Source organism: Acidimicrobiia bacterium, assembly GCA_040881685.1.
In the GTDB taxonomy this organism is placed as follows: Bacteria; Actinomycetota; Acidimicrobiia; order IMCC26256; family PALSA-555; genus SHVJ01.
The window spans coordinates 1-14,092 of sequence record JBBECS010000015.1 but is presented as its reverse complement, the minus strand read 5'-3'; the positions used below and the strand labels follow the sequence as shown (position 1 = coordinate 14,092).

Annotated in this window: 9 protein-coding genes; 4 read left to right on the top strand and 5 right to left on the bottom strand. The window is 68.0% G+C overall.

From position 1 onward, the window contains the following. On the bottom strand, window positions 1–4,587 hold the full coding sequence (gltB, locus tag WEE69_03475; GenBank protein ID MEX1144347.1) for a glutamate synthase large subunit: 4,587 nt from the start codon (window positions 4,585–4,587) through the stop codon (window positions 1–3). A gap of 115 nt (window positions 4,588–4,702) precedes the next feature. Between gltB and WEE69_03470 the strand changes: the two genes are divergently transcribed. Both WEE69_03470 and WEE69_03465 read left to right on the top strand, forming a co-directional pair. Beyond that, the gene (locus tag WEE69_03470; GenBank protein MEX1144346.1) at window positions 4,703–5,815 is read left to right on the top strand and encodes a 5-(carboxyamino)imidazole ribonucleotide synthase; all 1,113 of its coding nucleotides are present in this window, start codon (window positions 4,703–4,705) and stop codon (window positions 5,813–5,815) included. A gap of 156 nt (window positions 5,816–5,971) precedes the next feature. Further along, window positions 5,972–7,132, top strand: coding sequence for a hypothetical protein (locus WEE69_03465; GenBank protein ID MEX1144345.1), 1,161 nt, complete (start codon window positions 5,972–5,974; stop codon window positions 7,130–7,132). Between the two features lie 60 nt (window positions 7,133–7,192). Here WEE69_03465 and WEE69_03460 read toward each other — a convergent pair whose 3' ends face one another. Next, window positions 7,193–8,338: a CaiB/BaiF CoA-transferase family protein gene (locus WEE69_03460; protein ID MEX1144344.1), complete on the bottom strand. Its 1,146-nt coding sequence runs from the start codon at window positions 8,336–8,338 to the stop codon at window positions 7,193–7,195. Continuing rightward, window positions 8,338–10,185, bottom strand: a complete 1,848-nt coding sequence (locus WEE69_03455; GenBank protein MEX1144343.1) for a DUF2207 domain-containing protein — start codon at window positions 10,183–10,185, stop codon at window positions 8,338–8,340. Before WEE69_03455 ends, WEE69_03460 begins: the two co-directional genes overlap by 1 nt. Before the next feature lie 125 nt (window positions 10,186–10,310). Between WEE69_03455 and WEE69_03450 the strand changes: the two genes are divergently transcribed. Further along, a complete protein-coding gene (locus WEE69_03450; protein MEX1144342.1) occupies window positions 10,311–10,970 on the top strand; it encodes a response regulator transcription factor in 660 nt (219 codons plus the stop codon). Between the two features lie 131 nt (window positions 10,971–11,101). Next, window positions 11,102–11,476 (top strand): response regulator transcription factor, encoded by a 375-nt coding sequence (locus WEE69_03445; GenBank protein MEX1144341.1) that lies wholly within the window; start codon window positions 11,102–11,104, stop codon window positions 11,474–11,476. Here the strand turns inward: WEE69_03445 and WEE69_03440 are convergent. Next, a complete protein-coding gene (locus WEE69_03440; GenBank protein ID MEX1144340.1) occupies window positions 11,442–13,640 on the bottom strand; it encodes a histidine kinase in 2,199 nt (732 codons plus the stop codon). The genes WEE69_03445 and WEE69_03440 overlap by 35 nt on opposite strands. A gap of 214 nt (window positions 13,641–13,854) precedes the next feature. After that, the coding region (locus WEE69_03435; protein ID MEX1144339.1) for a hypothetical protein at window positions 13,855–14,092 on the bottom strand (238 nt) is incomplete at its 5' end.

Below are 14,092 nucleotides of genomic sequence, written 5' to 3'. Positions count from 1 at the left end.
TCACCCATGCGCGGCTTCCATCACCCGGGCGAGCGTCTCGTCCTCGGAGAATCCCGACTCGGCGGCCTCCGTCATGACGTTGAGCACTCGCTTGTAGTCCTGCGGCATAACCTTGCGGAACGACTCGACCTCGCTCTCCCACTGCGCCAGCAGACGGTCAGCGACGTCGGAGCCGGTCAGCTCGCGGTGGCGCTCGACGGTCACGCGCAGCCACTCGCGTTCGTCGTCGGTGAGCGGCTCGAGCTCGACCATCTCGTAGTTGACGAGCGCTGGGAAGCGATCGTCGGGGTCGTACACGTACGCGATCCCGCCGGACATCCCGGCGGCGAAGTTGCGCCCCGTCGGACCCAGCACGACCACACGACCACCCGTCATGTACTCGCAGCCATGGTCTCCCACGCCTTCGACGACCGCGGTCGCGCCCGAGTTGCGCACACAGAACCGCTCCCCCACCATGCCGCGGAAGTACGCCTCGCCCGACGTCGCGCCGTACAGCACCACGTTGCCGGCGACGATGTTGTCTTCGGCGGCGAAGAGCGCTTCGCGGTCGGGGTGCACGATCACGATCCCACCGGACAACCCCTTCGCGGTGTAGTCGTTGGCGTCACCCTCGAGGCGCAGCGTGATCCCCCGGGGAACGAACGTCCCGAAGCTCTGGCCGGCCGACCCGCGCAGATGGATACGAATCGTGTTGTCGGGCAGCCCCTCACCGCCCCAGCGCCTCGTGACCTCCGACCCGAGGAGCGTGCCCACCGTGCGGTTCGTGTTGCGGACCGGGAGCTCGATCTCCACCGGCTGACCGCTGGTGAGTGCCGGCTGGGCGAGCTCGATCAGCTGCTGGTCGAGCGCGCGCTCGAGCCCGTGGTCCTGCCCGCGAACGCAGTAGCGAGTCTGCCCCTCATACGGATTCTCGGCTTCGACAAGGATCGGTGAGAGGTCGAGGCCGTCAGCTTTCCAATGGTCGATCGCGTCCTTCACGTCGAGGACCTCGGTGTGGCCGATCGCCTCGGCGACCGAGCGGAAACCGAGCGCCGCGAGGTGCTCACGCACCTCTTCGGCGATGAACTCGAAGAAGTTCACGACGAACTCGGGCTTACCCGTGAACCGCTTTCGGAGCTCCGGGTTCTGCGTGGCGATCCCGACCGGGCACGTGTCGAGATGACATACGCGCATCATCACGCAGCCACTCACCACCAACGGCGCGGTGGCGAAGCCGAACTCTTCACCACCGAGCAGCGCGGCGATGATCACGTCGCGCCCGGTCTTCAGCTGCCCGTCGACCTGGACCACGATCCGGTCGCGCAGACCGTTGCGCATGAGCGTCTGCTGGGTCTCGGCCAGGCCGAGCTCCCAGGGCGCACCGGCATGCTTGATCGACGTGAGCGGCGACGCGCCCGTGCCGCCGTCGTGTCCCGAGATGAGCACGACGTCGCTGTGCGCCTTCGCCACTCCGGCCGCGACCGTGCCCACACCCACCTGGGCAACGAGCTTCACGTTTACACGCGCCTCGGGGTTGGAGTTCTTCAGATCGTGGATGAGCTGCTTGATGTCCTCGATGGAGTAGATGTCGTGGTGCGGCGGCGGGCTGATGAGCCCTACGCCGGGCGTCGAGTACCGCGTGCGCGCGATCCACGGGTACACCTTGTGGCCGGGGAGCTGGCCGCCTTCACCCGGCTTCGCACCCTGGGCCATCTTGATCTGGAGGTCGTCGGCGTTGACGAGATACTCCGACGTCACACCGAAGCGGCCCGACGCCACCTGGTGGATCGCTGAACGCCGCTGGTCGCCGTTGGGGTCGGTGACGTAGCGGTCGGCGTCCTCACCGCCCTCGCCGGTGTTCGACTTCCCGCCGATGCGGTTCATGGCGATCGCCAGGTTCTCGTGCGCCTCTTTCGAGATCGACCCGTACGACATCGCGCCAGTGGCGAAGCGCTTCATGATCTCGTTCGCCGGCTCGACTTCCTCGATCGGCACCGGCGGGCGCACTCCCTCACGGAGGGTGAACAAGCCGCGCAGCGTCGCAAGACGCTTGGACTGATCGTCCACCAGGCGCGTGTAGTCCTTGTAGACGTCATAGCGCTTTGCTCGCGTCGCGTGCTGGAGCTTGAAGACGGTGTCGGGGTTGAAGAGGTGGAACTCTCCTTCCCGACGCCACTGGTACTCGCCGCCGAGGTCGAGGTCACGGTGAGCCAGCTCTTCTGGCCGCGGCGGGTACGCGCGCCGGTGCCGACGAGCAACCTCCTCGGCAAGCTGGTCCAGCCCGATGCCGCCAAGGCGTGAGACGGTCCCGGTGAAGTACTCGTCGACGAGGTCGTAGCCGAGGCCGATCGCTTCGAACACCTGCGCGCCGCGATACGACGCGATCGTGGAGATGCCCATCTTCGACATCACCTTGAGCACACCCTTGCCCGCAGCCTTGATGTAGTTCTTGATCGCCGTGTGCGGATCCATACCGCCGAGCCCGTTCAGGTCCTGCGCGATGAGATCCTCAACCGACTCGAAGGCCAGGTACGGGTTGATGGCACCGGCCCCGTAGCCAGTGAGCAGCGCCATGTGGTGCACCTCGCGCGCATCGCCCGACTCTGCGACGAGGGCGACCTGCGTGCGCGTGCGCTCACGGATGAGGTGGTGATGGACCGAGGAGACGAGCAACAGCGATGGAATCGGTGCCAGCTCGCGATCGGAGTCGCGGTCCGAGAGCACGAGGATCGTGACACCCTCGGCGATCGCCGCCGACGCTTCCGAGCGCACACGGTCGAGCGCCTCGCGGAGCGCGGCACCACCACCCGCAACCGGGTACAGGCCCGAGATGACCCGCGCCGCGAACTCCGGCCACTCCCCGTCATCGTTGATGTGGATGAGCTTGGCCAGCTCGTCGTTGTCCAGGATCGGGAAAGGCAGCGCGATCTGGTGACATGACTCGGGTCGGGGGTCGAGCAGGTTGCCCTCGGCGCCCACTGTCGACGACAGCGACGTCACCAGCTCCTCGCGGATGGCATCGAGCGGTGGGTTCGTGACCTGCGCGAACAGCTGTTGGAAGTAGTCGAACAGCATCCGCGAACGCTCGGAGAGCACGGCGACCGGCGTGTCGGTGCCCATCGAGCCGATTGCCTCCGCACCCGTCTTCGCCATCGGCGCAACGAGCAGCTTCAGCTCTTCGTGGGTGTACCCGAACGTCTCCTGGCGCCGGAGCACAGATTGATGCGAGTACACGATGTGCTCGCGGTCGGGGAGATCTTCGAGATGCACGAGCCCCTGCTCGAGCCACTCCTCATACGGATGCTCCGCCGCGAGGTCGGCCTTGATCTCTTCGTCGTCGACGATGCGCCCCAAGGAAGTGTCGACCAGGAACATGCGCCCCGGCTGGAGGCGACCCTTCTTGACCACGCGGGCGGGATCGACGTCGACGACGCCGGTCTCGCTTGCCATGATCACGCGGCTGTCGTCGGTCACCCAATAGCGGCTCGGGCGCAATCCGTTGCGGTCCAGCACGGCGCCGATCACCGTGCCGTCGGTGAACGCGATCGACGCGGGGCCGTCCCACGGCTCCATCAACGACGCGTGGTACCGGTAGAACGCGCGCCGGGCCGGGGTCATCGTGGCGTGGTTCTCCCACGCCTCAGGGATCATCATGAGCACGGCATGCGCGAGGGGTCGCCCGCCGAGGTGCAGCAGCTCCAAGCACTCGTCGAAGCTGGCGGTGTCGGACGCCCCGTCAGTGATGACCGGGAAGGAGCGCTCGAGGCCCGGCATCAACGGCGTCGCCATGAGCGCCTCTCGGGCCCGCATCCAGTTTCGGTTCCCCTGCAGTGTGTTGATCTCGCCGTTGTGCGCGAGGTAGCGGTACGGGTGCGCGAGCGGCCACGAAGGGAAGGTGTTGGTGGAGAAGCGGCTGTGCACCAGCGCGAGTGCCGACTCGATGCGTTCGTCGCCGAGCTCGGGGAAGAAGCCAGCCAACTGCGGTGTCGTGAGCATCCCCTTGTAGACGAGCGTGCGGCTCGACAACGACGGGAAATAGGCGGAGCGACCATCGCCGATCTCGTGCTCGGTCCGCTTGCGCAGCACGAACAGCTTGCGGTCGAGGTCGATGCCGACCGACCCGTCGCGGTCGGTCACGAAGCAATGCCAGAAGCTGGGCATGACGTCGCGCGCGGTGGGCCCGATCATCGAGTCGTCGGTCGGAACCACGCGCCACCCGATGACCTGCAGGCGTTCCTCCGCAGCCAGGTCCTCGACCGCGGCGCGCGTCTTCTCGGCGTCGGCGTCGTCGGCTGGGAGGAACGCCAACCCCACCCCGTAGGCGCCGGCAGGCGGCAGCTCGAACGGGGTCACGGCGCGCAGGAAGGCGTCGGGCACCTGGACCAGGATCCCGGCACCGTCGCCAGTGTTCACCTCGGCTCCCGAGGCGCCGCGGTGGTCGAGGTTGCAGAGCGCACCGAGCGCGGTGTCGACGATGTCGCGGCTCTTCGCGCCGGTCATGTCCACCACGAACGACACGCCGCAGGCGTCGTGCTCGAACCGCGGGTCGTAGAGGCCGCTGGCGGGTGGGAGCGCGCTGAACGGCGGGAGTCGCAAGCCAGAGAGCATGGTGTGGGACCGGCCGAAGCCGGTGGAGTGCTGCACAGCGTCCTCGCTCGTGATGGGACCGGGGGTGGGCCTCGGCGACGGCGCTGTCGCGATTCCCATGATAGCAACGACCTCCGTGGAAACCCCGGTCGTTTCGGTGCTCGGAGGCGGACAGCTGGGTCGAATGCTCGCGCTCGCGGGCCAGCCGATCGGAATCGATTTCCGTTTCCTGGACCCGGCGGCCGACGCCACCGCCGGATCGCTCGGCCCCCTCGTCGTCGGCGAGCTCGGTGACCTCGCCGCGGTCCATGAGGTGGCGCGGGGCGCGACCGTCGTCACCTACGAGTGGGAGGGCGTACCTGCCGACGCCGCTCGCGCCGCCGCGAAGCACGCGCCGGTGCGCCCCGACCCGCGGGCACTCGACGTGGCCCAGGACCGGCTGGTCGAGAAGCAGACCTTCGAACGCCTCGGGATCGAGGTGGCGCCGCACGCGGCGATCGATGACCGCGCCGGGCTCGACGCGGCGGTGCGCGAGATCGGCCTCCCGGCGATCCTCAAGACGCGCCGCGGCGGCTACGACGGCAAGGGCCAACTTGCACTGAACGACGCGGTCGACGTCGATGCGGCATGGGGCTCACTCGGCGGCGTGCCGCTGATCCTCGAAGGGCGCATCCCGTTCACGCGCGAGCTCTCCGTCTTGGCTGTGCGCGGCCTCGACGGCGACTCGCGGTGCTATCCCCTCGTCCAGAACGTGCACGCGGACGGGATCCTGCGCGAGAGCAGGGCGCCGGCGCCCGATCTGGCGCCGGCACTCCAGGCTGCTGGCGAGTCGATCGCCCACCGCCTGCTCGACGACCTCGAATATGTCGGCGTGCTCGCGGTCGAGCTCTTCGAGCACGACGGTCGACTCCTGGCGAACGAGCTGGCGCCCCGAGTGCACAACTCCGGCCATTGGACCATCGAAGGCGCCGACACCAGCCAATTCGAGAACCACCTTCGCGCCATCCTCGGCATGCCCCTCGGCTCCACAGAGGCGCGCGGGTACGCGGGGATGGTCAACTGCATCGGCACGATGTCCGACGCTGCCGCGGTTGCGCGCGTCGGCGCCGCAGTGCTCCACGATTACCAGAAGAAACCGCGTGCAGGGCGGAAGTTGGGACACATCACGGTGGTCGCGGACGCTCCCGATGCGCGCGACGCGATGTTGCTCGCGGTGAGGGAGCTCGTGGAGGGTGCGCGTTCGCGTTGACGATGCGCGCACTTGCTCCGGAGTGTCCACGCCGAGAGTGAACGCTCGCGCCGCAAATGCTCACGTCGAAGATCTTCTTTGAGATTTTCGAGATTTCTCAAGATTTCTCCTTGACAGGCGGCTTGACTGTCACACCCCCCTGCCATGCTGCACGTCATGAGCGCGTTGGTCGACATCCGCGACGGACTGCAGGAGTACTCGGCGACACTTGATGCCGATTGCTACGCAGGCGCGGACGCGGTCTCGTGTGCGCAGGTCAGTGCCGACATCGTCAAGATCGCCCAGACGATTACGATGCTGCATGCCAAGCGCGCGGTCGACACCGGCGCCTGGCGCAACGCATCACACGCGGTGTCGCCGGAGCAGTGGTTCGCCAACGTGACCGGTACGTCGGAGCACGCCGCCCGCGAGACGCTCACCACCGCCGATCGCCTGGTCGACCTCCCGACAACTGCCGAGAAGCTGCGCGCCGGGGAAGTGTCATTGGCGCAGGCGGCGCAGGTCACCGCAGCCGCGTCGGTCGACCCTGCATCAGAAGGCCGGATGCTGCGAGCCACCAAGCGTGGCTTCCGGGAGCTTCGAGCAGCAAAGGAACGTGTGGTGACGGCAGCGTCCGACGAGGACCGTCTCCGCAAGATCGCCCGCGACGAACGCCACCTGGCCGGCTGGGCCCGCGGCTTCGCGACCCACGGCTCGTTCTCGGGTCCTACCGAAGAGGTCACCGATCTCTTCGAAGCACTCGAACCACTCGCCCGCGCAGCCTTCGAAGCCGCCCGGAAGACGGGAGAGCACCAACCCCTGGCCGCGTACAGATTCGACGCGCTCGTCGCCCTGGCCCGCGGCGCGCAGGTCCCGGCGAGCACGAAGCCCGTGGTGCGCGTACGCGTCGGCCTCGACAAGCTCCTCGACCGTCCCGCCGACGGGGTCGAAGACGTCTGCGAGATCCCCGGCGTCGGGCCCGTCCCCGTCGACTACGCCCGAGAGGTGCTGTCGCACGGCTTATTGGAGCTGGTGATCACCGACGGTGTCGACGTCCAGAGCGTCGTGAGCACGACCCGTCACGTCCCCAAGGCGTTGAAAATCGCCATCGACGAACGTGACGGCGGCGTCTGCAAGATCCGCGACTGCGACCACACTCGCGCCACCGAACGCCACCACACCCTCGGCTACGCCGACAACCGAATCACCAGCTACCGGGTCCTCGGCGACGTGTGCCCCGAACACCACGACCTCATCACCCACCGCGGCTACGAGGTCATCGACAACACCGACAGCACCTGGTCCCTACGGGCGCCACCCCATAGCAGCGCGGCGTGACACGCCGCTTTCGATCAGCGTCAAGAGGAGTTTGAACCGAACTCGCGCTTGACGAGCGGTTCAGGCGATCGCCCCGGCGTCCCGGAGCTTGGCGAGCTCGTCTCCGGTGAAGCCCCACTCGGTGAGCACCTCGTCGGTGTGCTCCCCGGGTTTCGCCGCACTCCGGGTGATCTCGGGTTTTGTGCGCGAGAAGCGCGGCGCCGGTGCGGGCTGGAGGATCCCCTCGAAGTCGACGACGGTGTCGCGCGCCTTGATGTGCGGGTGCTGCGCAGCCTCCGTCATGGTGAGCACTGGCGAGTAGCACGCGTCGCTGCCTTCGAGGATCGCGTTCCACTCGTCGCGCGTCTTGGTCTTGAACAGCTCGGTGAACCGTTCGCGGAGCTTCGGCCACTTGTCGCGGTCCATCTGCTCGCCGAGATCCTCGGATGCGAGGCCCGTCTTCTCCATCAGCTCGGCGTAGAACTGCGGTTCGAGTGAACCGAGCGAGATGAGCTTGCCGTCCTTGGTCTCGTACGAGTCGTAGAACGGGCAGCCGGTGTCGAGCACGTTGGTGCCGCGGTTCTCCTCGTCGAACGCGTTCATCACGCGGAAGCCCCAGATCATCGACATGAGCACGGCCGAACCATCGACCATGGCCGCGTCCACCACCTGACCCTTGCCTGACCCGCGCGCCTCCAGCACTCCACAGACGGTTCCAAACGCGAGGAACATGCCGCCCCCACCGAAGTCGCCGATGAGGTTGATCGGCGGCGTGGGCTTCTGGCCCTCACGGCCGAAGTGTGCGAGAGCGCCGGCAAGCGAGATGTAGTTGATGTCGTGGCCGGCGGCGTTGGCCATCGGGCCGTCTTGGCCCCAACCCGTCATGCGGCCGTAGACGAGGCGGGGGTTGCGCGCCATGCAATCGTCGGGGCCCACGCCGAGGCGCTCGGTGACGCCGGGACGGAACCCCTCGATGAGCGCGTCGGCCTGCTCGACGAGTCGCAGCACGGTCTCGATGCCGTCGGGGTTCTTCAGGTCGACCCCGATAGAGCGGCGATTGCGATCGAGCACCGGCACGCCACCGGGATCGAAGCCCCGCGCCACCGACTCCGTGCGGTGCACGCGCACGACCTCGGCACCCATGTCGGCCAACAACATCGCGGCGAACGGGCCCGGGCCGATGCCAACCAGCTCGACGATCTTCACTCCCGCGAGCGGACCGGCCATTACCAGGAGCCTCCGCCGCCGCCGCCACCGCCACCACCGGAGAAGCCACCACCGCCGCTGAACCCGCTGGATCCCGATGTGGAGGGTGGACTCGACGTGAGCGTGCCCGCGGTCGTCGTGGTGAACCCGTTGATGGCACTCGAGAACGCTACGTACTCGAAGGGTGTGGTCGACCGGTACCAGTACGACGTGTCGGGCGGCTCGCCCGCGAGCGCTTGGAACGTGCGGGCCCACTTGTCGACCGCGCCGAACACGATGGCGTACGGGAGGTACTCAGAGAAGAGGTTTTTCTTCTCGGCGAACTCTGCGCGCGGCTTCTCGGACTCCTCGATGAACCGACGGAAGCCGTGCACACGGCGCAGGATCGCCGACCCCTTCGCGCTGCGCGCCGGTGCCCAGGCGCCACTGAACATGATGATGAGTCCGAGGATGATGATCGGGATCCCGAGCAACCCCAGGTTGGTGAAGGCTGCCAGCACCCCGGTGACCGCGATGCCGACAAGCTCGACCACCATCCCGAGGCAGCCGATGCTCACGCACGCCTTGCTCGGGTCCTTGATGAACCAGCCCTGGTCCTTGGCATCCTTGTCCAGCGCGGCCTGCACCTTCTGCATGCGGGCCGCGAACTTGTACTTGAGCTCCGAGAGCTCGACGTCGCCGTCGTCGCGCCCCTGGAAGAGACCCTGCAGGAGCGCTTTCTCGTAGTCTTTGAGGTCCTCATCGGACTTCTTGAGTCGCGTGAGCTTCCAGTCGTTCTTGAGCCACTTCGACTCGGTGGGTACCTCTTCGATCAGGAGGTACTTGCGCACCGCGAGGTCGACGATGGTCGCGGTGACGTCGAGCGGGTTGGCATGGAAGTCGACGAGCGTCCCGACCTGCCCGGGCCCCAGGTCGTCGAGCGGCACAAACTCCACCGGGGTCTCCGCGTCGGCACCGAACAACGGGGTGACCTCGTCGGGACCGCCCTCGGTGCCGAAGGCGTGGTCGACGGCGCCGCCCTTGTAGCGGCGATCGCGCCCGAAGCGCTGGAACGCGAGCACGTAGCCACCGACGCCGGCCAGGAACAGACCACCGGCGAGGCCGCCCGTGGTGGGCGTGAGGTCGAACGCCTTCCCGACCGTCCACCGTTCTTCGAAGATCCGCTGCTTGTTCGGGTTCGGAACCGCGCCCTTCGGAAGTGCGATCACCACGGTCATCGCGTTGAACGGGAACAGGTCGGTCTCGGCGAACGACGCCGTCGAGCCGTCGCTGGAGGACCGCTCGCACTCCGCCGTCGAGCTGTACGCGCCTTGGAAGCAACGAATCGCCGTGATGTCGGCGGGTGCGTCGACCGTGGCCACGGCGTGATCGACGATCACCCCCCACTGGTCGCCGATCGCATTCCAGTAGAGCTCGTCGTGGTCCCTGAACCCGTTGAGTGCACCCTTGACCCGGTACACGATCTCGTAGGTGTGCTCGCCTTCGATCGTCGTGTTGGCGTCGCCGATCTTGATCTCGAAGAACCCGACGCTGCCCTCGGTGAACTCGGAGGTCTCGTACTGGTCGGGTGTCCCCTCCGACCCTGAGACCGAGACAACCTCGATCTCGTAGACCCGGTCGGTGTTGTCCTTCTTCGGGTAGTCGAAGCGCACCGGGATGTCGCGGAAGATTCCGTGACGGTCGACGGCGAAGTCGCCGAAGTCGTAGTCGATCGTCTCGGTGATCAGCAGTGCGCCGGTGGGTTCGATCTTGATCTCGACCTCGTAGTTGCGGATCCCCTCGCTCGAACCCGCGCTGGCGGTCCCGGCACAGACGAGCACCGAGCCGGCGACGACGAACGAGACCGCGACGAGACGAAGTGCCTTCACGGGCGTGAACGCTAGCGTCCCACTCTTCCCGCTCTCGGCGCTTCGCGCCGGGCCGCTCCGCTCCACTTCGGCGAACGGCTACCTGCGGCGCACGGTGCCTGCGCCGCGGTCGGTAGCCTCCGGAAATGCCCATCCGTGTGGTGGTGGCGGAGGACAGCTACCTCGTGCGTGAGGGGGTCGTCCGTCTGCTCGACACCGAGCCCGATGTCGAGGTCGTCGGCGCGTGCGAGGACTACGAGACGCTGCTCGCGGCCGTCGCCGAGCTCGTGCCCGACGTGGTGCTCACCGACATCCGGATGCCACCAACCGGCACCGACGAGGGCATCCGGGCCGCCGACGCCCTGCACGCCTCGCACCCCGACGTCGGCGTCGTGGTGCTGAGCCAGTTCGTCGAGCCGGGCTACGCGCTGGCGTTGCTCGAGCACGGCTCCGCACGCCGCGGCTACCTGCTGAAGGAACGCGTCTCCGACATCGACCAGCTTGTGCGCGCGATCCGCGAGGTCGCGACCGGCGGTTCGTTCATCGACCCCAAGGTCATCGAGAGCCTCGTGGAGGCCCGCTCTCGGCACCGCGACTCCCCGCTGGAGCAGCTGACGCCCCGCGAGCGCGAGGTGCTCGGCGCGATGGCCGAGGGGCGGAACAACGCCGGCGTGGCGGGCGCGCTCGGGCTCTCGGAGCGCGCGGTGGAGAAGCACATCAACTCGGTGTTCTCCAAGCTCGGCCTGTCCGAGGAGCCCGACGTGCATCGTCGCGTCAAGGCCGTCCTCCTCTTTCTCTCAGGGTGATGCTGGCCCCACCCCCGGGTCGGTGCGGGCACCCTGGGCCAGTTCGACGTATCGGTGGGAGAATCAGTCGTGGCCACTGAGAGCGAGCGGCCGCGGCGTAGGTACCCTGCGGCGCAGCGAGCGACTGCGTGATGGCGGACCCTGTCGCGGTGCTGATCGTGGACGACCAAGCGCCGTTCCGACGCGCCGCACGCGCGGTGGTCACCGCCACTCCGGGCTTTGACGTCGTCGCCGAGGCCGAGAGCGGCGAGCAAGCCGTTGAGATGGCCGATGAGCTCTCCCCCGGCCTCGTGCTGATGGACATCAACCTGCCGGGCATCAATGGCATCGAGGCCACCCGCCGGATCATGACGGCGCACCCCGGCGCGGTCGTGATGCTGCTCTCCACGTATCAAGCCGCCGACCTCCCCGCCGACGCCAAGGACTGTGGCGCGGCGCGGTACGTGAACAAGGAGGAGTTCGGCCCCCAGGTCATCCTCGAAACCTGGGACGGTCACTGGTCCTGACGGTCGTCCCCGTGATCGGGATGCGACCCGAGATGCGCGTGCCCTTCGACGGCGCCGAGTCGACCGTCACGGTTCCGCCGATGGCTCCCACCCGGTCGTTCATGTTCACGAACCCGTGCCCCTGCTGTGCACCCGACGAGAGGTCGAAGCCGGCGCCGTCGTCGGCCACCTCGAACAGCAGCGCGCCTTCGTCCTCGCGAACCGTGACCGTCGCTTCCGCGCCGTCACCCGCGTGCTTGCCCGCGTTCTGCAGCGCTTCGAGCACGCAGAAGTACAACGCGGCCTCGATCGGCTGGGCGAAGCGCCCGATGCCGTCGGCTCGGATCTCCGTGGGCAGCGCCGCACGTCCCGCCGCGGCCGACAGCGCTTCGCCGAGCCCGCGCTCTGCGAGCAGCGGCGGGTAGATGCCGTGCGCGAGTCTGCGCAGCTCCTGCACCGCGTCCTGAAGGTCGATGCCGATCTGCTCCATCATCACTTTCGCCTGCTCTGGATCGCTGTCGGCCACCGTTCGGGCCAGCCGCACACTCACGGCGAGCGCGACGAGGTGTTGCTGTGCGCCATCGTGCAGATCTCGCTCGATGGCGCGCCGCTGCGCGTCGCCCGCCTGCACGATGCGGGCGCGCGAGGCCCTGATCTCATCGGCCTGTCGGCGCACCTCGTCGAGCGACTCCTGCAACGCCGAGTCGAGCGTGACGTTGTGCAGGGCGAGCCCCACCTGGCGAGCGAGCTCGGTGAGCGCCTGGTCGTCGTCCTCACCGAATGGGGGCGCACCATCGGGTCGGCGTACCACCATCAGCCCGAGCAGCTCCCCCGAGTTGGTGATCGGCGCGACGCGCATCACCGCTTCCTCGGACCCACCGGCGACCAAGGACGGGAGCCACACGCGTGCCCATGCCGGACCCGACACGCCCGCGCGCGCGACCACCGTCTCTTCCTCTGCGCCGAGCGCGAGCTCGGCCGGGCCGCGGTCGGGCACCGACACGGCGCGCTCGAGCTTCCCGGACGCGGCCTGAGTCCAAACCTCGGCGCGCTCGAGCGCCATCGTCGCCTTCAGCGACTCCGCGAGCTGGAGCAACAGCTCGTCGAGCGGCAAGGCGCGCGTGAGACGACTCCCGAACGTACGCAACACCTCGTCGGGCGCGTGACGCTCGCCGTAGACCCTTCGAGTCGCGAAGTCGTCGAGCCGTTCGCGCGTCGGAACCCAGAGCAATGCTGCGAGGGCTGCTGCGAGCATCGAGAGCCCCAACAACGAACGCTCGTCTTCGTTTGGATCGCGACCCAGACCGAGCACCACAACGAGGTACGACACGCCGACCAAACCGAACAGTCCGGCGAGGGTGATCGTGTGCACGAGCAGACGGTCGATGCGCACCGGCACGTCCCTCGCGGCGGCGATGGCGATCGAGAAGGGTACGAGCGCAGTCGCGCCAACCGCGATCGCTTCGAGCGACTCGGGCCAGTCGACCAACGCGTTGAGCACCACCGCGCCGAGGCCGACGGCTGCTGCGACGGTCACACCCCACGCCGGCCACTGGAAGCGCGAGCGCTCGGCCATCGGTGCGCGCTGTCCCCTGGCGATGAATGCGATCGCCGACGTCAGCACGGCCACGGAAGCAAGACCGACCAATGGTGCGAAGTCGAGGTCGGGTCGGTCCGAGAACGCCAACGCGCCCACACTGAGTGCCGCGACGTACAGCATGACGACGATCACGCGCCGGCCCGTCGTGCGCAGCGCGCCATCGGGCATGCCGAACGCGAGGTGGGCACCAATCGCCGGCAGCAGTGCAATCCCGAACGCGCGAACCGCTGCCGCGAGATCAGCGTCGGACGCCGAGATGTCGCGGCCCAGGACGACGGCGCCAACCAGCGCGAGCGCCCCCGCCAGGGCACCCAAAGCCATGAGCAGCGGGAGCAGCTCGTGGCTGCGCCGCCGTGCGACGAACAGCGCGCACACCGACCACAACGTGACCACCACCGCGCACAGGATGCGACCCGGGCTGATGTCCGCCGACGTCTCAAGCGACGCAGCGACGATGGCCAGCGCCCCAGCGGCGATGGCGACGGGCGCGACACGCCAGGCGCGCCCACGCAACGCGGGACGCGGCTCGTCGGTGTACTCGCGGATGCCGCTGATCACGAGCGGTTCAATGGGCGTGCTGGACATGGTGACTCCTGTCACTTCGAGATAGCTCTGACTACTCGGATCTCAGGACGGTTGCTGGTTTGGTGCGAGCGACCGCGCGGGCAGAGAGCGCAGCGATGAAGTTGGCGAGGAGCATCGCTGCCGGAAAACCGGAACCAGACCGCGCCCAACACTCGCTCCTCAGCACGACGGCCGCGTGCGTGCGCGCAGCGGAGTCGACAGAGGGAGGATCCCATCACTCGGCCCGCAACGCGACGGCTGGAGGCGTGCGCGCCGCAGCACGCGCCGGGATGACGGCCAATGCGTTGGCAACGAGGAGCGCGGCTGGCACCACCGCGACAATGGCGACCGCACCGACCGCGGCGTCGGTGGCGACCCCCAAGCTCTCGGCGACGAGTCCCCACGCGATCTTGCCCAGCACCACACCGAGCGGGATCCCCACGAGCGCCCCGAGCACCGCGATCGTGCTCGCG

Bases quoted from the DNA above. Each gene is read 5' to 3' on its own strand.
- WEE69_03440 (MEX1144340.1), bottom strand. From the start codon at position 13,640: ATGTCCAGCACGCCCATTGAACCGCTCGTGATCAGCGGCATCCGCGAG.
- WEE69_03450 (MEX1144342.1), top strand. From the start codon at position 10,311: ATGCCCATCCGTGTGGTGGTGGCGGAGGACAGCTACCTCGTGCGTGAG.
- WEE69_03465 (MEX1144345.1), top strand. From the start codon at position 5,972: ATGAGCGCGTTGGTCGACATCCGCGACGGACTGCAGGAGTACTCGGCG.
- gltB (MEX1144347.1), bottom strand. From the start codon at position 4,587: ATGCTCTCTGGCTTGCGACTCCCGCCGTTCAGCGCGCTCCCACCCGCC.
- WEE69_03460 (MEX1144344.1), bottom strand. From the start codon at position 8,338: ATGGCCGGTCCGCTCGCGGGAGTGAAGATCGTCGAGCTGGTTGGCATC.
- WEE69_03445 (MEX1144341.1), top strand. From the start codon at position 11,102: ATGGCGGACCCTGTCGCGGTGCTGATCGTGGACGACCAAGCGCCGTTC.